This is a genomic window from Glutamicibacter sp., assembly GCF_032154645.1.
Lineage (GTDB): Bacteria > Actinomycetota > Actinomycetes > Actinomycetales > Micrococcaceae > Glutamicibacter.
Window position 1 is genome coordinate 40,902 of the sequence record NZ_JALDXV010000001.1, and the last position, 24,613, is coordinate 65,514.

At 62.5% G+C, this 24,613-nt stretch carries 21 protein-coding genes; 13 read left to right on the forward strand and 8 right to left on the reverse strand.

Annotated elements, in window-relative coordinates; translation table 11 throughout:
- Positions 1–8: 8 nt before the first annotated feature.
- Positions 9–1,454: an aminobutyraldehyde dehydrogenase gene (locus RUH64_RS00190; protein WP_313810406.1), complete on the forward strand. Its 1,446-nt coding sequence runs from the start codon at positions 9–11 to the stop codon at positions 1,452–1,454.
- A 20-nt stretch (positions 1,455–1,474) separates the two neighbouring features.
- On the opposite strand, the gene RUH64_RS00195 is transcribed toward RUH64_RS00190, so the two are convergent.
- Genes RUH64_RS00195 through RUH64_RS00205 form a run of 3 tightly spaced genes read right to left on the reverse strand, consistent with a single transcriptional unit; the run spans position 1,475 to position 4,651 of the window.
- Positions 1,475–2,236: a glycosyltransferase gene (locus RUH64_RS00195; RefSeq protein WP_313810407.1), complete on the reverse strand. Its 762-nt coding sequence runs from the start codon at positions 2,234–2,236 to the stop codon at positions 1,475–1,477.
- A complete protein-coding gene (locus RUH64_RS00200) occupies positions 2,229–3,599 on the reverse strand; it encodes a bifunctional PIG-L family deacetylase/class I SAM-dependent methyltransferase (protein ID WP_313810408.1) in 1,371 nt (456 codons plus the stop codon). The genes RUH64_RS00195 and RUH64_RS00200 overlap by 8 nt, the downstream gene beginning before the upstream one ends.
- Positions 3,593–4,651 carry an acyl-CoA dehydrogenase gene (locus RUH64_RS00205; RefSeq protein WP_313810409.1) on the reverse strand — a complete coding sequence of 353 codons (1,059 nt, stop codon included), beginning with the start codon at positions 4,649–4,651 and terminating at the stop codon, positions 3,593–3,595. The genes RUH64_RS00200 and RUH64_RS00205 overlap by 7 nt, the downstream gene beginning before the upstream one ends.
- A gap of 162 nt (positions 4,652–4,813) precedes the next feature.
- Between RUH64_RS00205 and RUH64_RS00210 the strand changes: the two genes are divergently transcribed.
- Positions 4,814–5,923 (forward strand): hypothetical protein, encoded by a 1,110-nt coding sequence (locus tag RUH64_RS00210; RefSeq protein ID WP_313810410.1) that lies wholly within the window; start codon positions 4,814–4,816, stop codon positions 5,921–5,923.
- Between the two features lie 35 nt (positions 5,924–5,958).
- Here RUH64_RS00210 and RUH64_RS00215 read toward each other — a convergent pair whose 3' ends face one another.
- Positions 5,959–6,636 (reverse strand): GntR family transcriptional regulator, encoded by a 678-nt coding sequence (locus tag RUH64_RS00215; protein ID WP_313810412.1) that lies wholly within the window; start codon positions 6,634–6,636, stop codon positions 5,959–5,961.
- 121 nt (positions 6,637–6,757) lie between these two features.
- Between RUH64_RS00215 and purU the strand changes: the two genes are divergently transcribed.
- The 6 genes from purU (at position 6,758) to RUH64_RS00245 (ending at position 14,234) form a co-directional block, all read left to right on the forward strand.
- Positions 6,758–7,657, forward strand: coding sequence for a formyltetrahydrofolate deformylase (gene purU, locus RUH64_RS00220; RefSeq protein ID WP_313810414.1), 900 nt, complete (start codon positions 6,758–6,760; stop codon positions 7,655–7,657).
- Between the two features lie 34 nt (positions 7,658–7,691).
- Positions 7,692–10,208: an FAD-dependent oxidoreductase gene (locus RUH64_RS00225; protein ID WP_313810415.1), complete on the forward strand. Its 2,517-nt coding sequence runs from the start codon at positions 7,692–7,694 to the stop codon at positions 10,206–10,208.
- A gap of 2 nt (positions 10,209–10,210) precedes the next feature.
- The gene (locus RUH64_RS00230) at positions 10,211–10,840 is read left to right on the forward strand and encodes a cyclodeaminase/cyclohydrolase family protein (protein ID WP_313810417.1); all 630 of its coding nucleotides are present in this window, start codon (positions 10,211–10,213) and stop codon (positions 10,838–10,840) included.
- Positions 10,837–11,706, forward strand: coding sequence for a bifunctional 5,10-methylenetetrahydrofolate dehydrogenase/5,10-methenyltetrahydrofolate cyclohydrolase (locus RUH64_RS00235; protein WP_313810418.1), 870 nt, complete (start codon positions 10,837–10,839; stop codon positions 11,704–11,706). Before RUH64_RS00230 ends, RUH64_RS00235 begins: the two co-directional genes overlap by 4 nt.
- 133 nt (positions 11,707–11,839) lie before the next feature.
- Positions 11,840–12,670 carry a sulfurtransferase gene (locus RUH64_RS00240; protein WP_313810420.1) on the forward strand — a complete coding sequence of 277 codons (831 nt, stop codon included), beginning with the start codon at positions 11,840–11,842 and terminating at the stop codon, positions 12,668–12,670.
- A gap of 133 nt (positions 12,671–12,803) precedes the next feature.
- Positions 12,804–14,234, forward strand: a complete 1,431-nt coding sequence (locus RUH64_RS00245) for an HNH endonuclease (protein WP_313810422.1) — start codon at positions 12,804–12,806, stop codon at positions 14,232–14,234.
- Between the two features lie 87 nt (positions 14,235–14,321).
- Here the strand turns inward: RUH64_RS00245 and RUH64_RS00250 are convergent, their stop codons facing one another.
- Positions 14,322–14,921: a TetR family transcriptional regulator C-terminal domain-containing protein gene (locus RUH64_RS00250; protein WP_313810424.1), complete on the reverse strand. Its 600-nt coding sequence runs from the start codon at positions 14,919–14,921 to the stop codon at positions 14,322–14,324.
- 64 nt (positions 14,922–14,985) lie between these two features.
- Between RUH64_RS00250 and RUH64_RS00255 the strand changes: the two genes are divergently transcribed.
- A complete protein-coding gene (locus RUH64_RS00255) occupies positions 14,986–15,555 on the forward strand; it encodes a DUF1992 domain-containing protein (protein WP_313810426.1) in 570 nt (189 codons plus the stop codon).
- A 71-nt stretch (positions 15,556–15,626) separates the two neighbouring features.
- Here the strand turns inward: RUH64_RS00255 and RUH64_RS00260 are convergent, their stop codons facing one another.
- Both RUH64_RS00260 and RUH64_RS00265 read right to left on the reverse strand, forming a co-directional pair.
- Positions 15,627–17,060 (reverse strand): iron-sulfur cluster-binding domain-containing protein, encoded by a 1,434-nt coding sequence (locus RUH64_RS00260; RefSeq protein WP_313810428.1) that lies wholly within the window; start codon positions 17,058–17,060, stop codon positions 15,627–15,629.
- Positions 17,057–18,361: an aromatic ring-hydroxylating dioxygenase subunit alpha gene (locus tag RUH64_RS00265; protein ID WP_313810429.1), complete on the reverse strand. Its 1,305-nt coding sequence runs from the start codon at positions 18,359–18,361 to the stop codon at positions 17,057–17,059. The genes RUH64_RS00260 and RUH64_RS00265 overlap by 4 nt, the downstream gene beginning before the upstream one ends.
- A 166-nt stretch (positions 18,362–18,527) precedes the next feature.
- Here RUH64_RS00265 and RUH64_RS00270 point away from each other — a divergent pair, with 166 nt between their 5' ends.
- The 4 genes from RUH64_RS00270 (at position 18,528) to RUH64_RS00285 (ending at position 23,367) form a co-directional block, all read left to right on the forward strand.
- Complete coding sequence (locus tag RUH64_RS00270; RefSeq protein ID WP_313810430.1) at positions 18,528–19,460, forward strand: LysR family transcriptional regulator; 933 nt, start codon at positions 18,528–18,530, stop codon at positions 19,458–19,460.
- 133 nt (positions 19,461–19,593) lie between these two features.
- The gene (gene fdhA / locus RUH64_RS00275; protein ID WP_313810432.1) at positions 19,594–20,808 is read left to right on the forward strand and encodes a formaldehyde dehydrogenase, glutathione-independent; all 1,215 of its coding nucleotides are present in this window, start codon (positions 19,594–19,596) and stop codon (positions 20,806–20,808) included.
- A gap of 225 nt (positions 20,809–21,033) precedes the next feature.
- Positions 21,034–22,884, forward strand: coding sequence for a BCCT family transporter (locus RUH64_RS00280; protein ID WP_313810434.1), 1,851 nt, complete (start codon positions 21,034–21,036; stop codon positions 22,882–22,884).
- Positions 22,885–22,947: 63 nt separating this feature from the next.
- The gene (locus RUH64_RS00285) at positions 22,948–23,367 is read left to right on the forward strand and encodes a cupin domain-containing protein (RefSeq protein ID WP_313810436.1); all 420 of its coding nucleotides are present in this window, start codon (positions 22,948–22,950) and stop codon (positions 23,365–23,367) included.
- Here the strand turns inward: RUH64_RS00285 and RUH64_RS00290 are convergent.
- Positions 23,364–24,488 (reverse strand): hypothetical protein, encoded by a 1,125-nt coding sequence (locus tag RUH64_RS00290; protein ID WP_313810437.1) that lies wholly within the window; start codon positions 24,486–24,488, stop codon positions 23,364–23,366. The two genes, RUH64_RS00285 and RUH64_RS00290, sit on opposite strands and share 4 nt — an antisense overlap.
- Between the last annotated feature and the right edge of the window lie 125 nt (positions 24,489–24,613).

Genomic DNA, 24,613 nt, shown 5'->3' on the forward strand with positions numbered 1-24,613 from the left:
GGGGCGACATGCAGAGCACCGAACTCTTACTGCCGCCGGCCAAGCACTTCGTCAACGGCGAGTTCATCGACGGCACCGACTTTTTCAGCGTTCTTGACCCGAGTACCGAGCGGGCGGTGCTCGATGTGCCGCGGGCCGGCGTGCAAGACGTCGATGCCGCGGTGGCGGCCGCCAAACGGGCATTCACCACCTGGGGCCGCACCCTGCCCGGTGAACGCGCCGCGGTGCTGCTGAAGATCGCGGACCGGCTCGAAGCGCACCAGCAGGAATTGATGGCGCTTGAGTCGCTGAACACCGGAAAGCCCGCCGCCGTGGCGCAGGACGACGTGGCATCGGCCATCGACTCCTTCCGCTTCATGGCAGGAGCCCTGCGCTCCGGCACCAGCCTGTCGGCAGGCGAATACGCCAAGGACCACTTCTCGGTGATTGTGCGCGAGCCGCTGGGCGTGGTCGGCGCCGTCACCCCGTGGAACTACCCGCTGCTCATGGGCGTGTGGAAGATCGCCCCGATCCTCGCCGCCGGCAACACGCTGGTGCTCAAGCCCTCGGAAACCACCCCGCTGAGCACCCTGAAGTTCGCGGAACTCACCGCCGACCTGATGCCGGAAGGCGTGTTCAACGTGCTGACCGGCAGGGGATCGGTCATCGGCACCAGGCTCAGCGAGCACCCGGACGTCGCCATGGTCGCGCTGACCGGTTCGGTGGGCAGCGGCGTCTCGGTGGCAAGCGTGGCCGCCCAGTCGGTGAAGCGGGTTCACCTGGAACTAGGCGGCAAGGCCCCGGTGCTGGTCTTCGAGGACGCAGACATCGACGCGGCGGTCGACGGGCTGCGCGCCGCAGGCTACTGGAACTCCGGGCAGGAGTGCGGGGCGGCCTGCCGCGTGCTGGTCCACGAATCCATCGCCGAAGAATTCACCGCCAAGCTCGGCGCGGCGGTGGCCACCCTGGCCGTCGGGGCACCCGACGAGGGCGAGAGCGTGGAGCTCGGTCCGATGATCTCCCGTGCCCATTACGAGCGCGTGCTGGCGCACCTGAGCAAGGCGGAAGCTGAAGGCGCACGCTTTGTCACCGGCGGCGGCCCCGTCGAGCGCACCGGCTACTTCATTGAACCGACGGTAATCGCAGCCCCTCGCGGGGCCTCCTGCACCCAGGAGGAGATTTTCGGTCCGGTGGTGTCGGTGGAAACCTTCGCCACGGAGGCCGAGGCGATCGAACGCGCCAACGAGGTGCCCTTCGGGCTGGCCGCCTCGGTGTGGACCAAGGATGCCCAGCGCAGCCACGATGTGGCATCGCGCATCGACGCCGGCACCGTCTGGGTGAACTCCCACCTAGCGCTGGCCACCGAAATGCCCTGGGGCGGGTTCAAGGGCTCGGGCTACGGGCGGGACCTGTCGGCCTACGCCATCGACGACTATTCGCGCACCAAGCATGTAATGCACCATACGGGCCGCTGACGCCGATCGCACGTGTGGATTCAGCAGGATGCATTCGACGGCGTGCTTCCCCTGGAACCCATCTGCGCTTGCGTCAGCTCCGAGAGGTAGTCCGCGAAGCCGCCTTTCAGCCGCCCGGACAGGCGCCCGGAGGTCACAGCATGAAGCCGGTCGGTAGCCACCACTTCAAGGCCATGGTTGCGCAAGCGTTGCACCAGCTCCACGTCCTCGCCGGCGCTCAGCGGTGCAAATCCTCCGGCCCGCAAGTAGGCTGCAGCGCTGAATCCGAGATTCGCTCCGTGGATATGCGGGTGCCCGGCGGACAACGTGTACTCGCGGTGCCAATTGGCAAAGATCTGCTGCGGCACTTCGTCGCGGTCGGGCTCCACGGTGCCGGTGACAACTTCGGCACCCGCGGCGTAGGCCTCGGCGAAGCCGCTCAACCAGTGTTCCGGAACCCTGGTATCGGCGTCGGTGCAGGCGATCCACAGGCGCGCGGGATCTGCCGTGTCGCTGAAGGACTGCAGTGCGTACTCAATGCCCAACGCCCTGCTGGACCCGACGTTTCTGAACTGCGCAGCCAAGATCCGCAGCATGGCTCCCTTGCAGCCGGTGTTTCGCGCCGTGCGCTCGGTGCCATCGGTGCAGGAATCGAGCAGCAGCGTCACCTGAACCTGGAGCTGCGGGTGAAGTTCATGCAGGTTGGCCGTGCTGGCCGCCACCGAGCGAAGACAGTCGGCGATCCGCTGCTCCTCATTGTGTGCGGGAATCACCACGAGGATTCCCTTCAGTTCTCTAGCCATCACCGACCCCGGGCTTGCGAAGGACTTCGAGTAAGAAGTCGGGCTCTTCGTGGAGCACCACGCGAGGCCAATTCAGTCGGTGCGCGATGCGGTGGACGTCACGTCCATCCAGCGGCCATCCTTCAATCGGGTGCAGCCAGTGGCACAGGAGCAAATCTCCCCCTGCCCGGAGCGTCTGGCTGCTGTGATACAGCAGTTCGGCGAGCTCATCGGCTGCAAGGAAGTAGCCGATCTCGCTGAGGACGACGAGATCTACGCTGTCTGGGTCCAGATCGGGCCACTGTGCCGGCAGGTTGGCTTGAAGCAATTCAACCCGCTGCATTCCCGAGGTTTCCCTGTGTGCGTGTTCCAGCGCAGATTGGCTGGAGTCGATGCCGAGCAGCGCATCGCACCGCCTGCCGAGGGCGGCTGTCTGAATGCCGATCGAGCACCCCAGCTCAAGTGCGGAGCTGTAGCGCTCCCGGGGGAGGGAGGCCAGTAAAATTCTGCGTTTGCGCTGTTCATAGGCGCTGGACCGGTAGTTCCAGGGATCCGGCCTAGCTTGATAGAGCTGCTCGAACACAATCTCTGCTGTGGCGGCGTCCCGGTGCCCCGGCCTGGTCAACCTGAAAAATTCCTGCGGTCGAGCAAAGTGCGCTAGGAACTCGGGGCTCAGGAGTGCTTCGTCGCCCGGTTCATTTGATAGTGGCTGCGTTTGCGAGGTGTGCTCCGACAGGGCGGCGGATTTGCGCTGCAACATAGACTCATCTAGCGGCAGCTGGTACCAGTGACGCCATTGCTCCTGCTCTTCCGGGGCGGCCCAGTGCCAGTACCACAGCGGAAACTCCAGATGGACGATCCCCGATTCTTGTGCCGCCTGCGCAGCGCTTTCGCCCACCGTCTCATGATCGCTGTGCCCGTCTCCGCGGTAGGTGCTGGCGATCAGGCAATCACCGCCCGCCGCTTCGGCACGCAGGATGGCGTCCAGCTTTCCTCGATGCTCGGCGAGCTTTCCGTCGGGCAGGCCAAGCGAGCGAAGGCAGATCCCCTTTCCGCTGGCATCAAGATCGATGGCTGCGATGGCTTGAACGAGTTCAGCCACACGCCGCTCGGAGAGCTGCTTCGGGCAAAGCGTGGGGGAATGCGGATGGGAGGCTTCTCCATTGCTGCACAGGATAAGTTCTACCTCCATTCCGCTGCGCTGGGCTTGCTGAATCAGCCCGGCAGTGCCGAGGGTTTCATCATCCGGGTGTGCCGCCACCACGATCAGCCGACGTGCGTCGCCGAAAATTTCCTGCAGCGGCAAAAGTTCCAGATTCTGCAACCCCTGCCGGTCCCATGCGGCAGCGGTGGTGCCCGCATCTAGATGACTAAAGTTCACCATGGGTTCACCCCGGTCTCCTGCGTCTCTTCCAGCAGTATGCTCCCCAGCGCCGCCTCGTCCCGGGCGGCGTGGTGCTGACGCAGGTAAATGCTCAGGTCTGCCACCCGGCGCGCATGATTTTCATCGAGACTCAGCGGCCCGGGTCCGGTGGCGTGGGCACTGATCTGTAGCATGCGCTCGCATATACCGGCGATCTGGCCCCTGACTTCGGAAGCCTGTCGTGGCCCCAACTGCAGTGCATCGGCTTGTTCCGCGGCCCTGAAGAGCGTCGCTGCTCCCGAAGCCAGCAGGGTATCGGCCTCCCCAAGCCAGGACAGGGCCAACTGGTCCGGGGCCCGACGCTGGGCGCTGTGGAAGAGGTGCCGGAACAGTCCCACGGCACCGCCAAACCAGCAGGCGGCCACCCCGACGCCGCCCACAGCAAACCCTGTGCGTTTCAGGTACCAGTCGACCTCGCCGACTGGTTCGGCGGAAACCTGCTCAAAATGCACCGGCACGCTGGGGATGGACGCCAGTCCGCGGCTGACCCATGCTGTAGCGGCGGGCTGCACCCCCGGATCATCAAGCCGGACGGTGAAGAGGCGCCGTCCGCCGGGAACATGGGCGCTGAGCAGTGCGTGTGTGAGGTCGCCCGCGAGCGAACACCAAGGTTTATCCCCGTTCAACTGCCAGCGTCCCCGATGCTCGGAGGCTTCAAGACGCAGCCCGGGACCTTCGGCGGCAAAGACTCCCCAGGTTGTGCCGGGATGCCAGGGCAGACCCGCTTGCTCCAAGATGGCTGCCGCGTCGAAATGCGGCTCCAGAGCTCTGGCCGCGACAAGGTCTTGTGCGGCCACCGACGCGAAGAACTCCCACAGTGCCCCGGTGCCGCCGCGGCCCGGCGTCGGGGGAGTCGCAGGGTACTGACGCAATGCGTCGAGAGTAGGTTGCGCAGCTCCTTCGCTAGTGCACACCGCATCCCATAACGAATCCGAGGCTGACTGGACGGCGGGATTGGTGCGGCCCCAACTTTTCGCTGCTGCGCCGGAAAAACTGACTGCCTTAACCTTCACTGCGGCTCCTTGCTCGTTTGCCGGTCAGTCTAGAACAGCACTAGTCGGCGGCGGTGAAGCCTGAAAGTTTCCGCAGAGCCGGAAATGAACATTTGCGATGATTCGTCCCAAGGGCAATGCCCGTAGGCTTAAACCAAGATATTTTTCGACAGAAGGACGACCATGGCCAACAAGAAGCGTCAAAGCAAGAAGAACTCGGGCCCGGGTAACCCTGCCAAGGCTGCCCCGCGCGGGCGCAGCGTGCACCGCATCCAGGCCCAGCAGGGCATCGACGCGCTGCGCGATGACTATGTGCGCTGGGTTGCCGCCCAGGTTCCCGGGTTCTCCACCGCCGACGCCGCCCAGGCATCGGAGATCCAGCTGGAGGTGGTGCAGGCGGTGATCGGCGACTACGCCGAGGCCGCCCGCAGCGCGCAGATCTTCAACATCGACGCCGAGGTCTTCGGCGAGGCGCTGGCGCAGTTCCTGATCGCCCTGCCCGACGAGGTGGCTCCGGAGCCGATCTTCACCACCTGGCTCGACTTCCTCAGCTTCATCGAAGAGCACGAGCTCTGGGAGGGCGATCAGGAGGACTACGAGGAGCTGCGCGAAATGCTCGAGGATGCGCTGGAAGGCTTTGCCCAGGGCGACGCGGAGATCTGCGAGCTGCTGCGCGCCACCGAACTGTTCGCCAAGGTCAAGTCCTTTGCGCTGGCGCTGGGGGATGGCATCGACGTCTCCGACTTCTCCGAGTCGAGCAACGCACCGCGCGCCCGGGTGCTTGAGGCCATGGGCGTCGACCCCGACTCCATCGAAGAGGACGCCCCGGCCCCGCTGGTCTTCAACTACGTCTGGAACGCAGCGATGATGTCCGTGGTTGAAACCGAGGGCGAGAAGATCGTGCGCGACGACGAGGCATTTGCGGCATTCGTCGAGGGCGAGGACGCCGTCAGCGCCCAGCTCCTTTTCGAGATGGCGGTCGGCGCGGTGCAGGGCCACCTGAACCCGACCATGGACGACACCCTGCGCGACGAGGCCCACTACCTGGTGCTGCGCAACCTGCTGGTCACCGCCTCCACCGGGCGCGAGGGAGACATGGATGGACTGCGCCGCAACGTCGGGCCGAAGATCTACGACCAGGTTCTCCCCGAAGCGCAGGCAGCTATGGCGTCCCTGGCATCCTTTGGGCTGCTGGAGTTGAACGACGGGGCCTACAGCATTGACGAGCGCCTGACGCCAATCATCTCGGCGGGCATCAGCGAAGTAGAGGCATTCTTCGAGGAAGCCGAGTAGCATCCAGCGGGGCCGTGCGCGGCCCCGCTCTTGCTTTAGTAGGACATCAGCGCCTCGCGCAGCGCCACCTCGAAGGCGCGCACATGCTCCTCGGAGAGCCGCGCCGCACGTTCTTCATCCCCGTCGATCACCGCGTCCAGCAGGTCCAGATGTTCCTTGATGTGCTCGGTCAAATGCGGAAGTTTGTCCGCCACGGTGCACCAGATGCGCGTGCCGAGGTTGTTGTAGCGCACCAGCGAATCTTCCAGGTGCGGGTTCCCGCAGGCGCTGTAGATGCTGCGGTGCACCATCGAGTCGAAGGTCAGCAGGTCTTCGATGCTGCTTTCGGAATTGTCCCGTTCCTCGATTTCACGCGCCAGGCTGCGCAGGCTTTCGCGGGTTGCTTCATTGGCGGTGCGCGCGGCTCGGGCCGCCGCCATCGGCTCCAGCCCCTGGCGGATTTCTGAGATATAGCCCAGGTCGCTGATCTCTACACGCGTGGCGAAGGTGCCGCGCTTGGGGTAGCTGACCACCAGTTTGTCGATTTCCAGGCGTTTGAGCGCCTCGCGCAGCGGGGTGCGCCCGACGTTCAGCTCCTGCATCAACGCGTCCTCGCGAATCGGATCTCCCGGGGCGATGACAAGGGTGAGCAGCATCTGGCATAGCTGCTCGTAGGCGAAGTCAGCCATGGTGACCCCGGGCTGGCGCGTAGCTGCGATGGTTGACTGGCTCATGACGACCTCCTGATAACTTTTCGAAAAAGTCTTGACCTCAAAAATTCCTGTGACCTAGACTACATTGCAATTCATAATATATTAGTCGGATATCTTTCGAGTATATCGATAGGGAGTTGTCATGAGCGTACTAAACCTTTCCAGCCAGACCGAAGCGGCACAGGACGCGGGTCTGGACACCGAATTTGTGCTGACCGCCTCCTGCCTTGACCAGGTGGGCATCGTCGCCGGCGTCGCCGATTTCCTGTCATCGCGCGGCTTCAATATCAAGGAGCACCAGCAGTTCGACAACCGCGGAGTCGGTAAGGTGCACATCCGCACCGCCTTCACCACGCCCGAGCCGATCTCGGTCCAGGCGCTGGAAGCAGACTTCGCCGCCGTCGCGCAGCGCTTCGATATGAACTACCAACTGCGCGGCTCCCAGCCTACCCGCCTGCTGATCATGGTCTCCAAGGGAGGGCACTGCCTGAACGACCTGCTCTTCCGCTGGCGCCAGGGCGAGCTGAACGCCGAGATCGCACTCGTGGTCTCCAACCACGAGGACCTGCGCCAGATGGCGGAGGGCGCAGGCATTCCGTTCGTCCACGTGCCGATCACCAAGGACACCAAGGAGCAGGCCGAGGCCAAGCTGCTGGAACTGATCGACGAGCACGAGATCGACCTGGTGGTGCTGGCCCGCTACATGCAGATCCTCTCCGATGACTTGACCCGCAAGCTCGAGGGCCGCGCCATCAACATCCACCACTCCTTCCTGCCGGGCTTCAAGGGTGCCCGCCCCTACCACCAGGCCCACGACCGCGGCGTGAAGATGATCGGCGCCACCGCCCACTACGTCACCGCGGACCTCGACGAGGGCCCGATCATCGAACAGGAAGTGATCCGCGTGGACCACACCTACGACCCGCGCGCGCTCTCCCAGGTGGGCCGCACCGCAGAGTCCCAGGCCCTGTCCCGCGCGGTGCAGTGGCACTGCGAGTCCCGCGTCCTGCTCGACGGCACCAGCACCGTCGTCTTCCGCTAAAAACCACCAGCTTAGAACCTAATCAGGAGAAATAATGTCCAACGAGCAGCACATCGTCATCATCGGAGCCGGTATCGTCGGCACCAACCTGGCCGATGAACTGGTGGCACGGGGCCACAACAACATCACCGTCATCGAGCAGGGCCCGCTCACCCTGCCCGGCGGTTCCACCTCGCACGCTCCGGGTCTGGTCTTCCAGGCCAACCCTTCCCAGTCGATGATGAAGTTCGCGACCTACACCCGCGACAAGCTCGAAGCCATGGGCTGCTTCAACCCGGTGGGCGGCCTGGAGATCGCCACCACCGAAACCCGCCTGCGCGACCTGCGCCGCCGCCACGGCTACGTCAAGTCCACCGGCGTGGAAGCCTTCCTGCTCTCCGCCGAACAGTGCCTTGAAAAGTACCCGCTGCTCAACGCGGACAAGGTGCTTGGCGGCCTGTACGTCCCCACCGACGGCCTGGCCCTGGCCACCAAGCAGGTGGCGGCGCTGATTCAAAGCACCCAGGCCGCCGGCGTGGTCTACCGCGAGCAGACCGAGGTCACGAGCATCGCCAAGGAAGAGGGCAGGATCACCGGCGTCTGGCTGGGCGAGGAATTCCTGGCCGCTGACATCGTGGTCTCCTGCGCAGGCTTCTGGGGCGTGAACGTCGGCGAGATGGTGGGCGTGGACATCCCGCTGCTGCCGCTGGCCCACCAGTACGCCAAGACCACCAAGGTCGCCGGGCTTGAGGGCCGCAACGAGCTGCCCAACGGCGCTTCCCTGCCGATCCTGCGCTACCAGGACCAAGACCTGTACTACCGCGAGCACGGGGACCGCTATGGCATCGGCTCCTACGCCCACAAGCCGATGCCGTCGCCGGTGAACAAGCTGCCCAAGATCGCCGCAGCCGACTACACCGAAGAAAACATGCCATCGAGCCTGGAATTCACCATGGAGGACTTCCTGCCCGCCTGGGAGGCCTCGCAGGAGATCCTGCCGGACCTGGCGGACACCGAGATCGAGCACGGCTTCAACGGCATCTTCTCCTTCACCTCCGACGGCGGCTCGCTGGTCGGACAGTCCCCGAAGGTCCAGGGCTTCTACATGGCCGAGGCAGTGTGGGTGACCCACTCCGGCGGCATCGCCCGCGCCGTGGCAGAGCTGATCACCGAAGGCCGCAGCTCCATCGACCTGGGCGACAGCGACGTCAACCGCTTTGAGGACGTCCAGCTGGCACCGAGCTTCGTGGACGAGACCTCGGCGCAGAACTTCGTGGAGATCTACGACGTACGCCACCCGCTGGAGCCACGTCTGGCCCTGCGCGACCTGCGCGTCTCGCCGTTCCATGCCCGCCAGCGCGAGCAGCAGGCATTCTTCCTGGAGGGCGGCGGCTGGGAGCGCCCCTACTGGTACGAGTCCAACGCCAAGTACCTCAAGGACCTGCCGGAGGACTGGAAGGAGCCGCTGCGCGATACCTGGTCCGCGAAGTTCCACTCGCCGATCGTCGCCGTGGAAGCCTGGAAGACCCGCACCGCAGTGGCCATGTACGACATGACCCCGCTCAAGCGCTTCGAGATCTCCGGCCCGGGCGCCGCGGCCATGCTGCACCGCCTGAGTACCGGCAACGCCAAGAAGTCCGTCGGCTCGGTGACCTACACCCTGCTGCTGGACGAGGCCGGCGGCATCCGCAGCGACATCACCATCGCCCGCCTGGAGGAGAACACCTTCCAGGTCGGTGCCAACGGCAACATCGACCTTGCCTACTTCACCGTCGAGGCCGAGGCGCAGAACTCCGGCAAGATCCCCGGCGGCTGGGTGCAGGTACGCGACATCACCGGCGGCACCTGCTGCATCGGCCTGTGGGGCCCGCAGGCCCGCAAGGTCATCGAGAAGCTGTCCGACGACGACTTCAGCAACGAGGGCCTGAAGTACTTCCGCTCCACCAAGGCCCACATCGCCGGAGTGCCGGTCAGCGCCTGGCGCCTGTCTTACGTCGGCGAGCTCGGCTGGGAAATCTACACCACTGCGGATAACGGCCAGCGCCTCTGGGACGTCTTGTTCGAGGCCGGCCGCGAATTCGGCATCATCCCCGCCGGCCGCGCGGCCTTCGCCTCGCTGCGCCTGGAGAAGGGCTACCGCTCCTGGGGCTCGGACATGAACACCGAGTACAACCCCTACGAGGCAGGCCTTGACTTCGCCATCGCCAAGAAGAAGGAAGAGGACTTCGTGGGCAAGGCGGCCCTGGCGGAAATCGCCAAGCAGCCGGTCACCAAGAAGCTGCGCTGCCTGGTGCTGGACTCCCCGAACCAGGTCGTCCTGGGCAAGGAGCCGGTCTACGCGGGCGATGACGTCGTCGGCTACGTGACCAGCGCCGCCTTCGGCTTCACCGTGGGCCGCCCGATCGCCTACTCCTACCTGCCTGCCAGCTACGAGTTCGGCGATAAGGTTCAGATCGACTACTTCGGCCAGCGCCTGTCCGCCACCGTGACCCAGGATCCGCTGTACGATCCGCAGATGAAGCGCCTGCGCGACATCCAGGACGCACCGGTGGCTGAAAAGGTGTCGGTGTAACGGTGCCAGTCATTTCCGATCTCTCGATCCAGGACTACCTGGCCGGGCTGTCATCCAACGAACCGACCCCGGGCGGAGGTGCGGCCGCCGGGCTGCACCTCGCCCAGGGGGCGGCCCTGGTGGCCATGGTCGCGCGCTTCTCCACCGGAACCCGCTATCGCGACGTCGAAGAGCGGGCACTGGAAATCGCCCGCCTCGCTGACGAGCTGCGCGAAGGTGCGGTGCAGGTGGCGCAGGACGACCAGCTGGTCTTCGCGCAGGTCATTGCGGCCTACCGGCTGCCGCGGGGCGACGACGAACAGCGCGCCGCCCGCGCCGAGGCCATCGAGGACGCCACCATCAAGGCCTCCATGCCGCAGTTTGAATCGGTGTCCCTCGCGGAGCAGATCCTTGCCCTGGCCGAGGAACTGGTGAAAATCGGCAACCGCAGCGTGCTCAGCGACGTGGCAGCCGCCGCGGAGGCGGCCCGGGCCGCCCTGGGCACCGCGGTAGTGACCATGGAAATCAACGCCAACTCGTTGAAGACCCAGGCGCTGCGGCTCAAGCTCGCGGAGGCGGTGACCGAGGCCGAGGAGGATATGGCCCTGGCTGAGACGATCAGCCGCAAGGTGCGCAAGGAGCTGGCGCAATGAGTTCACAGCTGCTCACCGGCCTGCCGGTGGCCAAGAACCTGCGGGCCGACACCGCGCGGAACATCAAGGCGCTGTCCGGCACCGGGGTGGTCCCCAAGCTGGCGGTGGTGCTTGCCACCGACAACGAGTCCACCGCCTGGTACGTGCGCTCCATCGTGCGCCAGGCGGCCGAGTCGGCGGTGCACTGCGACGTGGTCGACCTCGGGCCCCAGGCTTCGGGGTGGCAGCTGCAGGAAGCACTGCAGGCGCTCGCCGAAGACCGAGCGGTGCACGGCATCATCCTGCAGACGCCGCTGCCTGCAGGGGTCGACGCGGCCGCTCTGGCGGCGCTGATCCCGCCGCACAAGGACATCGACGGGGCCAACCCGGAGAGCCTTGGCCGCTTGGCCGCCGGGCTGCCTGCCTATGCCGCGACCACCGCCCAGGCGGCGATCGAGGTCCTGGAGCACTACCAGGTGCCGCTGGCTGGCGAGCACGTGACGGTGATCGGCCGCTCGATGGTCGTCGGCAAGCCGCTGGCGCAGCTGCTGCTGGCGCGCGACGCCACCGTCACCACCTGCCATTCGCGCACCAAGGCGCTGGCAAGCCACACCAAGGCTTCCTCGGTCGTGGTGGTCGCCGCGGGCAAGGCGGGGCTGCTGACGGGCGCCGAACTGCATGAGGGCAGCGTGGTCGTCGACGTCGGCACCAATGTCGACGAGGCGGGCCGCCTCATTGGAGATGTCCATACGGAAAGTGTGCTGCCGGTTGCCAGGGCTCTGAGCCCGGTGCCGGGAGGGGTTGGTACTGTGACCACCTCGCTGCTGATGCTGCGCACTTCTCAGGCGGCGTTGGACACGCTTGTGGCCAGCGGTCAACCCGTCTGATCTCCGTATGGAATAACAGGAAGACCGTCGTGAACTTGGGTAGGTTCACGACGGTCTTCCGCTATGTTCCGAGCAATCACGGTGTCTCATAATTCGTATAGATCCTTCTCGAATAGTGGGCAAAAATCTATGCTTGAAAGATGACTATTCGAACGCCGGATTTGAGCCTCTTGTGAACGTCGAGTGGTTGGAATCTCGGCGTGACCAGTGGTTGTTGCCGACGTGCGCTGGCTACCTTGACGGATCCTCCGGAGCAGAAGAATATCGCCGCGGACATATTCCAGGTGCGGTCTTCGTCGACCTGGACCGCTGGCTCTCGGCGGAATCCGGGTCGCAAGGTCTTAACCCGCCGCCCAGCCCCGAGGTATTTGCGCAGGGCCTGGGCTTGCTGGGAATTGGCGACGAGTCGACGGTTGTCGCCTATGACGACGCAGGGGGAGTGATTGCTGCACGGCTTGTGTGGATGCTGCGCGCCATTGGCCGAAGCGCCGCATTGCTCGACGGGGGAATTTCCTCCTGGGGTGGACCATTGGAAACCGGGGCTCCCGAACCCTCCTCGGTGCAGTTCTCAGTTGCGGCTTGGCCGGAATCCATGCTGGCAAGCGCCGATGTTGTTGAACGGTTCACCGGGCCGGTTGTCGACGCGCGCAACCCCGACCGGTTTGACGGCAGTCTTCAGGTGCCCAGCGACCGGCTGCCCGGGCATATTCCGGGCGCGGTCAATGTGCCCTGCCGCAACAATCTCGATGCCGCAGGTCGGCTCCTGCCGGCGGCGCAATTGCGTGAAAATTTTGAGCGAGCGGGCATCGTGGACGCCTCGCAGACTATTTCCTATTGCGGTTCAGGCGTCACCGCGTGTCACAACCTTCTGACCATGGAGCACATTGGATTGGGGCGTGGTCGGCTTTATCCCGGGGGCTGGTCGCACTATGCGGCGCTGGAAGGGCGCACCGCGGAATTGTAAAACCGTTTCTGCATCAGCGCCCTGCTTTACGGGGCGAATGCGTCTTGTGCCCCCGAGTTTCCATCCGAGGTGGAAGGAAAATTCTCAGATTAAATTCGAATATATTTTCTAGTAATGAGAGTATACTAGAAACATGTCCGAAGCAATGGCGCTAAGACATCGCCCACCCCAGACACCCCTGCAGCGGCGGCTGACCGAACTGCGGCAGGAGGTTCACGCCCTGACCATGGAGTTGTTGGAGGCGGGGGACGCGACCGACCTGTTGGGCGGGGTCAACGAGCTGCAGTCCACGATCGCCGCGTTCCACTACCTGCAGGCGGCGTTGAGTCATCAGGCCGAAAAGCGGATCTGCTATGACCATGAAGAGCGCGGGGTCCATATTGACTATCCTGCGACCGGTGCTGCCAGCAGTGTCGCGCTAGCCCGCCGTCAGGCCCCGCAGGGGTTTATGGCCAAGCTGGCAGGGTATCGGATCCTCTTTGAAGACACCCCCAACCTCGCAGGCACCTACGCCACCGGCGCGTTGGACGAAGATCGCATCGACATCGTCCTGACCGAGCTGGGACGGGTCAAGGCCGCGCAGCGGCAGGACTTTGACGTGTTCTACGGTGAGAATCCTGATCTGTTCACGAACAAGGGCCCGGGCAAGGTCCGCGAAACCGTCCGGGAGTTCACGCTCCCGTTGATGGATGATGACGAAGCGGTCAAGCTGCAGGACGCGGCGGATAAGCAGTATGTGCGGTTCTACCGTGACGGGGCTTCGATCCGTTTCAGCGGCAGCCTTCCCTCGGTGCTGGGGGTAGCGTTGCGGGAGCACCTGCGCCATGAATCCTTCCAGGCTAAGCAGCAAGGTGATCCTCGCACGCGGGCGCAGATTGAAGCGTCAGCCTTGGTGGGGAACCTCGTGGCCGGGCAGCATCGCAAGCTGCCGCTGAGGTTGAACCTGAGTTTGATCATGACCGATCGGTCCTTGTTTATGGGGAAGAAGCAGCCGGCCTATCTGGAGGGGTATGGGTATATTTCTTCCCAGGTGGCCAGGGAGCTGGTGGCGGGGTCCTTTGATGGGGTCGGCACCGATATTCGCAAGCTGCGTGAGGGTGAGTATCAGGATTACCTGGAGAATCTGGAGACGGTGACCGAGATGGTCCGGTTGTATACCGCTCCGGGTGGGAGTGAGTTGGTGGCGATGGATTCGAAGGCCAGGTTGTTCCCGCCGAAGTTGAAGCGGTTTATCCGGGTGCGTGACCGGAATTGTCGTACCCCGTTTTGTGATGGGATGGCGACTGAGGCCGATCATATTGTGCAGCATCATTTGGGTGGTGCGACGGATGCTGATAATTCTGCTGGCCGGTGTCCTATTTGTAATAAGGCGAAGGAGAAGTGGGGGTGGAATGAGTATGTGGGGTTGGCGCATCCGCAGACGATGGTGATTGAGAATGCTGGGATGCGGTTTGTGTCGCAGGCTCCGCCGGTGTCGGGGTATGTGCAGGCGGTGTTTCCTGAGTTGAAGGTGCGGCATGGGTGGTGGCGTGCGGTGCAGGAGCGGTTGAATGATGCTGCGTAGGGGATGTGGTGGGCGCTCACGTGGGTGAGCGCCCTTTTTGTTGCGTCTATTAGCTCGCGGGAAAGCGGCCCTGGCGGCCGGAATTGATCAAGGGGAATCGAAGAGGCGACTCAAATGCTTATCGATGGCTGCAAGTGCCGCAGATGGTTCGATGACCTTCAGGTCTAGGAGCGGGGCGAGGCCGCTCAAGGCAAGGATCAGGTCGGTTTCGATGGCTGGATCGCAAGTGGAGCTCAACTGTCCATTATCTATCGCCTGTCGGATGAGCTGTTCAACCATTGCGCGTCCTGCGCGCATCTGATTGCCAACCTGGTCGCGTAGTGACGAATCGTGCATGGCTTCGAGAACGTAGGCCGCGTTCATTCGGCTGGTTGCACGGGAGTCGGGTTGCAGAGGCAGTAGATCGACAACTACAAGGCGCAGCACCTCGCGTGGATGCGGCTCAGGACCAAGCGCAGCCAACCCTTGAGCGACGCGATGAGATGACTGCTCGGAAGCAAACTCCATCGCAAAGGCGAGCATCTCGGCACGCGATGAGAAGTAATGTTGAAGCTGACCCAGCGACACCTTGGCCTCGCTCGCCACCTCGCGCATGGTCGTTCTTGCCCAGCCCTTCTGATCAACAACCTGCCACAACGCGTGCGCTATCAATTCGCGTCGCTCACGGTGATCTACCTGCTTCGGCATCTCATCTCCTTTTTCAATACACGTGTAATAATACAGGTGACTTAAGAATTGGAAAGGAATGGTCATGGCGGAATCGAATTCAATTCAGCCACTCATGTTCTGCAATCCCTCAGCCTTCGTGTATGACACAGAAACGATCATTGCGCTGCTCGCCGACGTGCAAATACGTAGGGCGATCAAACGCGGTGAATTCGACAATCTACCGGGCAGCGGCAAACCGATCGATATTTCGGATGCTCACGACCCCGATTGGTGGTTCAAAAGCCTGGTGAAGCGCGAGGGACTGGCGCTGCTGCCTCCGTCCATTCAACTACGCAAAGACGACGCGGCATTGGACGAGGTCCTTGACCAGCTTCCGACCACGGCGGCAGTGCGCCGTGAGGTCGAGGAGTTCAACGAGCGCGTCATCCGCGCAAGGTATCTTCTCCCAGATGGCCCGCCCCTGACCACCATGCCGCGAGATGTTGAAATCGCGGTCGCCGCATGGGCGGAGCGTCGGGCCGCTAGAACAGCGATGGCCCGTCAGAAAGCTATTGAAGAGGAGCGAGAACGCGAAGAACTGATGCGAAACAAGCGTCGCCGGTTCTTTTCTAGGCGTGGCAGGGGCCGCTCTCGGCGCGACGCTGAAAACTGATTCTGCCGGATCGGGGAAACAAAAAATCAGCCCTTGCGGGTGGCGATGTTCGCCGCCCGCAAGGGCTGAAATTATGCGTCGATGACCAGGTCGGTCTTTGCCGTGGAGCAGCAGGCCAGGAACTTGCCAGCTGCCACCTCGCGGGCGCGGATTCCGCCTTGGTGGTTCATCTCAATCTCACCTGAGACCTTAACTACCTTGCAGGAACCGCACATTCCTTCCTGGCAGTTCGTTGCAATACGCACGCCAGCACGCTTTGCAATGGGAAGGATCTTCTGGTCCGGGTCGATCTTCACCTTCAAACCGGTCTTGAGGAATGACAGTGTCAATGTTCCCTCGCCGACGGTCTTGAAGGCAGAATCATCCACCGGCCCATCAGGATCGGTCTTTCCGGATGCTTCGGCTGAACCAGAATCTTCCGCACCGGTCTCATCCGGGAAGGCGCCGCCCTTGGCGACTTCCAGCGGGAGGCCGGCCGCCTCCACCACGCCGTCCTTATCGAATGCCGGCTCGTAGAGTTCAAGCTCCACCGGTTGATTCTCAAAGTACTCTTCGGTGGAGTCGGCAAGTTCATCTGCCAGCTCTCCTGCGAGTTCCTCGGCGATCGCAACTTCCTGCTGGTACTCAAGCAGGGTCTTGCGGTCGCCGGAGAAGAATTCCATGTGGATGGAGGTCTCGTCGACGCCAACCTGCTTCAGCAGCTCAGCGGCGTTGTTCAGGTAGCCCTCCGGACCGCAGGCGTAGACCTGGCGTCCGTTGGCATCCGGTGCCACCTGCTCGATCATCTGGCTGGTAAGTCGTCCAAGCATCCACTCCCACTTCTCGGGAACGTTGCGGTCGCCCAGGGACCAGAAGACCTGAATGCGCTCGTCTACCGATGCGAGGTATTCCAGCTCCTTGGCGAAAGCGAACTGTCCCGCCTGTGCGCCGTGGTACAGCACCACGACGTCTGCCTGGCCCGGCAGGCTGTGGATGGTGCGCAGCATCGACATGATCGGCGTGATGCCGGCACCCGCAGCCAGGAACAGGAAGCGAGCTCGACGCTCAACATCCGGAAGGTGGAACGCCCCCACGGGGCCGAGCACGTCGAGCACGGTACCAGGACGGACGTTCTCGTGGACCCAGGGTGAAACTTCGCCCATATGGTCGCGCTTCACGCTGATGCTGAAGGTCCAGGGCTCGGTTGGCGCACTCGAAATCGAGTAGCTTCGATCCAATGGATCTTCGTCTTCGCCGTTGACCGGGAAGGCAAAATTCAGGTACTGGCCCGGGCGGAACGCCAGCGGCGCTCCGTCGGTGCGGCGGAAGACAAAGGTCATGATGTCGCCGAGGTCTGGGATGACCTCAACGCATTCAGCAGTGAATTCCTGGGGATGCCACGGACCCAGGGCGCGGGCTGCGCCTGCGGCTTGCTCGCTTGAGCTCAGCACGCGGTTCCACGGCATCTCCAAGCCCCGAATGCGATGGGTCTCCGGGGCCTGGATGCTTACGGTAGTGACTGTCATGCCAGGTGCTCCTGCATGCGCTGGGTGTACCAGTTGATGAATGCCTCAACCTGGTATTCGCTCTTCATGTAGGGACCCTGCTCGTAGTTCGGGCTGGCAGCACCCTGCTGGCACAGTTCGACGAACGCACGGTCCTGGATGTTGGTCTGCTTCCAGGTGTGGGTCAGTGCCTCGACATCGTAGTCGTCGCCCTCGACGGCGTCGTCGGCAACCAGCCAGGTGGTGCGGACCAGGGTCTTGCTTTCGGTGATCGGGAAGACGCTGAAGGTGACGATGTGGTCGCCTAGGAAGTGGAACCAGCTGTTTGGCTGCAGGTGCATGGAGCAGCGGCCGAGGCGGAAGTCGCGCAGATCGCCCAGGAGCTTCTTGGACAGGCGGCGACCGTCGGGGGAGAATGACTCGCCCTCGCCATCGAGTGGTTCGCGGGAGATGCGGATGCCCGCGATGCGGTTATCCAGCTCCTCGACTACCTCGTATGGCAGGCCGTAGCGGCGGCAGCGCTCTTCCAGGGCGCGCTCGGATTCCTTATTGCGCTCCCAAATTTCTTCCAGGTGCGGTGGAACCGTTTCTTCGGTCAGGCCCCAGGTGGGGAACAGCGAGCAGGCAAGTTCCGGGTGGCCGTCGCAGTGGTAGCACTCGCGGTTGTTCTCCATCACCAGCTTCCAGTTGCCCTCTTCGACGATGTTCTGCTGGTAGGCGATCTTGGTGCGGGCGATATCGTGCGGGGCCAGGTATGGCTCGAAGATTTTGGAGGTCTCGTCGAAGTCGGTTGGCGGCTCGTCGGCGATGCAGACGAAGATCAGGCCTGCGACGATACGGCTGTGAGCCTTCTTCAGGCCGAAGCAGCTCTTGTCGAAGTTCATTTCACCCGGTGCGGAGGCGTGGATTAGGTCGCCCTCCGAGGAGTAGGTCCACGAGTGGTAGCCGCAGACCAGGTTGCCGGTGGTGCCGGACTCTGCAGTCAGTACGCGGGCTCCGCGGTGGCGGCAGACGTTGTGCATCACGTTGACGCCGCCTTCATCGTTGCGCAGAACGATCAAAGAGATCGGGCCGTACTCGACGGTGACGTAGTCGCCTGGCTCCGGAAGCTCAGCGACGCTGGCGGCAAAGAGCCAGTGGTTGCTGAAGATTCCTTCCATGTCCATCTTGAAGATCGTAGGGTCCGTGTAGAACGGGGCTTCAAGCGAGTAGCCTGCGCGGCGGTTGTTAAATAGCTCTTTTGCGTTCTCTAGAGCTTCTGCTGGCAGGCCTGCAGTGAGTCTGCCCTTCTGGGTGCGCGGCGCTGGGGCTGAAACGGACATGTGGTAACTCCTAGGCAAAGCTGAATTTCCGGCGGGATGCCTGCGATGCAGACGTGCGGGGGTCTATGGCGTGAAGCCACGAAATGATGTTATACGAATCACAATATGTCCTGATATATGACAAGAAAAGCGTAAGAATTTGGAGGAAGTCGTGCAAAATATCTGCATGATCGATCAGCGCCTCAAAACCTTGAGGATTTTTGCCAATTGCGGCACCGTCGCCGCTACCGCGGAGCTCACCGGATACTCTCCATCGGCTGTTTCTGCGCAGCTTCGTGAACTGCAGCGAAGCCTTGGAATGCAGTTGCTGTCCAAGGAGGGACGCGGTGTAAGGCTCACCGCAGCCGGCCGGCAGCTTGTCCGCGGGGCGGACAAATTGGTTTCCGAATGGGAGCTGCTGCGCTCCTCCGCCCTGAATGCCGACGACCAGGTTCCAGCCCACCTGGGCCTAGGTGGCTTCTCTACCGCGGCAGCGCACCTGCTGGCTCCGCTGGCTCAGAACCTTCGGGTGAACCGCCCCTCGGTGGAAGTTGAGTTGGTCGAGGCCCATCCCGAACAGTGTCTGAATCTACTGGTTGCCGAAAGGATCGACCTCGCGGTCATCGTCGCCGCGCATGCGGGGCTGCAATCTGACGAGGATCCAAAATTCGAGCAGGTGACGCTGCTGAACGATCCGCTGGATGTCATCGTTCCCAATGACCACCCGTTGGCGGGCCGGTCGCATCTGCACCTGGAAGAACTTGCCGGCGAGCCATGGATCACCGACTCTGAGGGGTCGGTCTATCGCGCGCTGTTTACCGCCGCGTTTGCGGCGATCGGCCAAATGCCGCGCATCGCCCATCAGGCCAAGGAGTGGGAAACCATGTCGGCCTTCGTGGGTGCGGGGCTGGGCGTGGGATTGCTGCCGCGGCTTGCTGTCCTCAACGGGCTGGAAGGCGTGTCCCGGGTGCGCCTTGCCGGGGCGAATCATCCAACGCGCCGGATCGTTGCCGCGGTGCGCCGTGGATCTATGGGAGCTCCGTTGATTCGAGAGTCGCTGGAATTCCTGCAATCGGAAGCGTCCAGGATTCTGAAAGTGCGTTTGGCGGAAGGCGGATAATCGTTCGGGCCCACTTTGACTGCCATTCGAAAAGTGTCGATTAAAACCTTGACAGCTCCTGTGACGGCAGACACACTGATGTGTAGTCGACTAAAGGTATCCAACTAATATTTTAGAAGTAGGTGGTTCCCACATGGGTAACAAGGCAGTCAGCTACGCCGGTGCAGGCAAGGTCGAGGTCATTGACACTCCGTTCCCGGAGTTCATTCTGCGTGACGGACCGGGCGTTCATCCGGACAACATCGGCCGCCAGGTGAATCACGGCGTGATCATCAAAACCATCGCCACCAACATCTGTGGTTCGGACCAGCACATGGTGCGCGGCCGCACCACCGCACCAGAGGGCTTGATCCTCGGCCATGAAATCACCGGCGAGGTGGTTGAAGTCGGGCGAGACGTTGAGTTCTTGAAGGTTGGAGACATCATTTCGGTGCCTTTCAACATCTCCTGCGGCCGCTGCCGCAACTGTAAAGAGGGCCAGACCGGTATCTGCCTAAACGTCAACCCTGACCGCCCAGGCTCCGCCTATGGCTACGTTGACATGGGCGGATGGGTCGGAGGCCAGGCCGAGTACGTGTTGGTTCCCTACGCGGACTGGAACGCGCTGAAGTTCCCGGACCGCGATCAGGCCATGGAGAAGATCCTCGACCTGGCAATGCTGGCAGACATCTTCCCAACCGGCTTCCATGGCGCAGTCGGCGCCGGCGTCACCGTGGGCTCCACAGTGTACGTCGCAGGTGCTGGTCCGGTCGGCTTGGCTGCCGCGACTTCGGCACAGCTGCTGGGTGCAGCAGTGGTCATCGTCGGCGACCTGAATGAAGACCGCCTGGCCCAGGCCCGCAGCTTCGGCTGCGAAACCGTCAACGTATCGCTGGGCGACCCGGCAGGCCAGATCGAGCAGATCCTCGGCGTTCCAGAGGTCGACTGCGGCATCGACGCGGTGGGCTTCGAGGCCCGCGGCCACGGCCACGACGCTGGCAGGGAACAGCCCGCAACCGTGCTGAACTCGCTGATGGAGATCACCCGCGCCGGCGGTTCGCTGGGCATCCCGGGCCTCTACGTCACCGGCGATCCAGGAGCCGAGGACGAGGCAGCCCGCGTGGGCTCGCTGTCCATGCGCTTCGGCCTTGGATTCGCAAAGTCCCACACCTTCGTCACCGGCCAGTGCCCGGTTATGAAGTACAACCGCGGACTGATGCAGGCGATCTTGAATGACAAGGTATCCATCGCTAAGAACGTCAACGCTGCATCCATTTCCCTGGATAAGGCACCCGAGGGCTACGCGGCATTTGATGCTGGAGCGGCACAGAAGTTCGTCCTCGACCCACACGGCCTGATTCGGGCCTAACGATCGATACACGGAAAGGGCCGGCAACGCCCAGACGTTGCCGGCCCTTTCCGTAGCTGAAAACAACATGCCGTCTAGTAGGTTCCTGCCTTGCACCTTGGGTCAAGGCGCGGCATGAACATCAACTGACTATGTGCATTCCCTGAACTCGCAAAATTCCGGCGCGCATGAAGTCTTTACCGGAACTGGTGATCACCGTTCCCCAACGGATAAAGAAGAACGCAAATGAGCAAACGCGACGAGTCGCTTCAAGGTTTGGTCGGTGAATTACGTACCGCCCGAAAACGTCTAAACAGAAAATACAACCAATCCGGAACAGACTTCTGGGTGTTCGGAATCGCTGCAGCTGTTGTCGTAGCATTTATTATTTGGGGCGTCTCCACGCCCTCCGGGCTGGGCTCGGCAGCAAGTTCCGCCCTATCCTGGGTGATGACCAATACCGGTTGGGTATTCGTCATTGCCGGGGCAATTTTCGCCACCTTCGTGCTGGTGGTGGCGATCAAGAATTTCGGCAGAATCCCACTGGGACGCGACGGCGAAAAGCCGCAGTTCTCGACGGTGTCTTGGATTTCAATGATGTTCGCGGCCGGCATGGGCATCGGACTGGTGTTCTACGGCGTCGGCGAGCCGTTGTTTTTCTACATGTCCCCTCCGCCGGGAACGGTTGACGGCGAGACGACCAAGGCCCTGAGCACTGCCATGGGAACCACGCTGTTCCACTGGACCTTGTTCCCATGGGCCATGTACGCCATGGTTGGCCTGGGCATGGCCTACGGCAGCTATCGCCTGGGCCGCCCGCAGTTGTTTTCATCCATGTTCGTGTCCATTTTCGGCGATCGCGCAACGACCGGTTGGGGCGGGCGCATCATCAACATCCTGGCGATCTTGGCGACGCTGTTCGGTTCTGCCTGTTCGCTTGGTTTAGGCGCACTGCAAATCGGCGGCGGCATACAGTCGGCCGGTTTGGCACAGAATGTCGGCACAGGCTTCCTTGTTGTGATCATTGCGATCCTCACCGCGCTGTTCGTAGCATCGGCAGTCTCCGGTATCGAGCGCGGCATTCAGTGGCTTTCGAATATCAACATGGTGCTCGCGGTGATCATCGCACTGATCGTCTTCATCGGCGGTCCAACGCTCTTTATTCTGAACATTATCCCGAACGCAGTCGGCTCCTTCATCGCCGACCTACCGATGATGGCAGGGCGTACCGGCGTGGGCGACCAAGCAGTCGCCGATTGGCTGTCCTCGTGGACGGTGTTCTACTGGGCTTGGTGGATCTCCTGGTCGCCATTCGTGGGTATGTTCATGGCGCGGATCTCCCGGGGCCGCACCATCCGCCAGTTCGTCACCGGCGTGCTTTTGGTTCCTTCTGCAGTCACCTTGATCTGGTTCGCCATCTTCGGCGGCGGTGCCATTGGAATTCAGGAACGGGCAACGCTGGCAGGGGACACCGGCCAGAAGCTGGCCAATATTGTGGACGGCGCACCCGACATCAACTTCGATACGGTGCTCTTCGAGCTGTTTGACAGGCTGCCGTTGCCTTCGGTGATCTCCGTGATTCTGATGGTTGTCATGGTGCTGCTCATCGGCATCTTCTTCGTCACCGGTGCCGACTCGGCGTCCATCGTGATGGGTGGATTGAGTGAACGCGGTGCCGAGGAGCCAACCAAGAAATCCATCATCTTCTGGGGCGTTTCGATGGGAATCGTGGCCGCCGTGATGCTGATGGCTGGGGGAAATAAACCGGCCGAGGCGCTCAACGGTCTGAAGAACATCACCATCGTCTCCGCCTTGCCCTTCGTCCTGGTGATGCTGCTGCTTTGCGTGGCGATCTGGAAGGACCTGAGCCGCGACCCGTTGATCCTGCAGGACCGGGTGGTACGCGAGGTGCTGGAGAAATCGGTTTCGGACGGTGTGGACCGCCACGACGGTAGCGAATTCAGCCTGATGACTGCCGGAATCCCGATCGTTCAGAAAGCCAGCGAGCCGCAGATTCAGATTGAAGCTGACAGCGGGGAGCTGGAGATCTTGGACGCTGAGCTTGACGAAGGAAATACCACGTCGGTGGACCGATAAACCGGCTCCACTAGCAGAGCCCTCGACTCCCGGGTCGAGGGCTCTGGCGTACTACGAGTCAATATGTACGAGAGGGATATATTGTTTGAAGCCAAGGGTGAGAACGCCTTCGACTACCGCATGCACGAAGGTTCCGCGATGCGGGTCAGTCATCATTTCGGCGGCGCGACGCAGCTGCCGGTGGCCATCCAGACCTGGGTGATCCCTCCCGGCGGCTTCGAAGGCTACCACCGGCACGACCACGAGCTGCCGTTGACCGAGTTCTACCAGGTGCTTGAGGGCCAGGCCCGCATGCGGATCGCTGACCGGAAGTACGTGCTCGGCCCCGGTGACAGCGCGCTGGCCCCCGCCGGCATCGACCATGACTTGGTCAATACCGGCGAGGGTGAGCTGCGGGTACTGGTGGTGTGGGGGCCGCCGGGAGAATTCGACATGTCGCAGTTCGGATCGCACCGGCGTTCTGCGGAACTGAGAAGCAGTTAGAGTTTCTGCCGTGTAGCTATGCGGGTAAAGGTCTTGACCAGCATGAGCACCAGCAGCAGGACGCCGACGTAGCCGTTGATGACGTAGACGATGTTGACCATCTGGCTGAACGGAACCGCCAGCCCAATGGCGGTTCCCAGCACCGCCAGCGCGATGGTGGTGTATTTGAAGCGCGGCGTCTTATCGGGGAAGAATCTTGCCGACACGGTCCAGAGCAGCGGAACCGCAGTCGTGTAGATGCCGGCGAGGATCATGACCGAAATTCCGGAAGCCAGCACCGGACTGATATCGCGGGCGAGAACCAGCATCGGGATTTCCGTGCCCGCCACCTGCACGATGTTCGCGAGCAGTCCAAGGGCGACGATGATGCAGGCGACGGAAAACGCGACAGCTCCCAGGGCTCCGCCTGCTCCTGCTTCCTTTTTGCTCCGTGCGGTTTTGCCCAGCGCGGTGAGGAAGGCGGCGAGCCAGAGCATGCAGAATCCAACATAGGACAGGCCCGCCATGAACCAGTTGCTTGATGCCTGGGTGAGGTCCAGCGTGGGAATCAAAGCGTTCCCCTCGGCGATGCCCCCGGGATTCCGGATAATGCCCATGGCGCCCAGGGCAATGGCGACAATGACGATGACAGGCCCGATCTTGCCGATGACGTCGACCAGGGAACTGAGTCCAAACCACACGCTGGCGCCGACGAGTACCGCCAGACCGATGCCGCCGAGGTACTTTGAAAGCCCATAGTGCTCTTCAAAGACCGCCCCGGCGCCGGCGACCATGACGGTGAAGCTGAGGAAGACGAAGAGGATGGAAAAGTAGTCAAAGAAGACACCCAGGTATTTTCCGCAGTAATAGTGGAAGATCCGCGAAGGCTTCTCGAACTTCTTGGCCTGCCCGACGATGAAGAATTCGATGACCACATAGGTCATCAACGCCAGTACCAGGAGTCCTGTACCGAAAACGCCCCAATAACCGTAGGCGGTGAAATACTGCAGAATTTCCTGGCCGGTGGCAAAGCCTGAGCCGATGAGGAAGGCGATGATGGCGCCGGCGAAAGTCAGGACCCGCGAAGCGCTGAGTCGTGATCCGAGTTGAACGGGGGACTGTTCGGTTGCTTTGTCCGCCATGGGGGAATCCACTCCTTGGGTGTGTTCTCTTCATTGAGACGAATAACGCGCGTCACTGATATATCAGTGACGCGCGTTACACGCTACGGCTTCCGGGAAGCAGATTCAAAACTGTTACGGAGTGC

Coding starts and splice junctions, on each gene's coding strand:
- RUH64_RS00255 (WP_313810426.1), top strand. CDS start 14,986: ATGGCGGAATCGAATTCAATTCAGCCACTCATGTTCTGCAATCCCTCA.
- fdhA (WP_313810432.1), top strand. CDS start 19,594: ATGGGTAACAAGGCAGTCAGCTACGCCGGTGCAGGCAAGGTCGAGGTC.
- RUH64_RS00235 (WP_313810418.1), top strand. CDS start 10,837: ATGAGTTCACAGCTGCTCACCGGCCTGCCGGTGGCCAAGAACCTGCGG.
- RUH64_RS00260 (WP_313810428.1), bottom strand. CDS start 17,060: ATGACAGTCACTACCGTAAGCATCCAGGCCCCGGAGACCCATCGCATT.
- RUH64_RS00215 (WP_313810412.1), bottom strand. CDS start 6,636: ATGAGCCAGTCAACCATCGCAGCTACGCGCCAGCCCGGGGTCACCATG.
- RUH64_RS00270 (WP_313810430.1), top strand. CDS start 18,528: ATGATCGATCAGCGCCTCAAAACCTTGAGGATTTTTGCCAATTGCGGC.
- RUH64_RS00265 (WP_313810429.1), bottom strand. CDS start 18,361: ATGTCCGTTTCAGCCCCAGCGCCGCGCACCCAGAAGGGCAGACTCACT.
- RUH64_RS00210 (WP_313810410.1), top strand. CDS start 4,814: ATGGCCAACAAGAAGCGTCAAAGCAAGAAGAACTCGGGCCCGGGTAAC.
- RUH64_RS00225 (WP_313810415.1), top strand. CDS start 7,692: ATGTCCAACGAGCAGCACATCGTCATCATCGGAGCCGGTATCGTCGGC.
- RUH64_RS00245 (WP_313810422.1), top strand. CDS start 12,804: ATGTCCGAAGCAATGGCGCTAAGACATCGCCCACCCCAGACACCCCTG.
- RUH64_RS00290 (WP_313810437.1), bottom strand. CDS start 24,488: ATGGCGGACAAAGCAACCGAACAGTCCCCCGTTCAACTCGGATCACGA.
- RUH64_RS00285 (WP_313810436.1), top strand. CDS start 22,948: ATGTACGAGAGGGATATATTGTTTGAAGCCAAGGGTGAGAACGCCTTC.
- RUH64_RS00190 (WP_313810406.1), top strand. CDS start 9: ATGCAGAGCACCGAACTCTTACTGCCGCCGGCCAAGCACTTCGTCAAC.
- purU (WP_313810414.1), top strand. CDS start 6,758: ATGAGCGTACTAAACCTTTCCAGCCAGACCGAAGCGGCACAGGACGCG.
- RUH64_RS00250 (WP_313810424.1), bottom strand. CDS start 14,921: ATGCCGAAGCAGGTAGATCACCGTGAGCGACGCGAATTGATAGCGCAC.
- RUH64_RS00195 (WP_313810407.1), bottom strand. CDS start 2,236: ATGGCTAGAGAACTGAAGGGAATCCTCGTGGTGATTCCCGCACACAAT.
- RUH64_RS00280 (WP_313810434.1), top strand. CDS start 21,034: ATGAGCAAACGCGACGAGTCGCTTCAAGGTTTGGTCGGTGAATTACGT.
- RUH64_RS00200 (WP_313810408.1), bottom strand. CDS start 3,599: ATGGTGAACTTTAGTCATCTAGATGCGGGCACCACCGCTGCCGCATGG.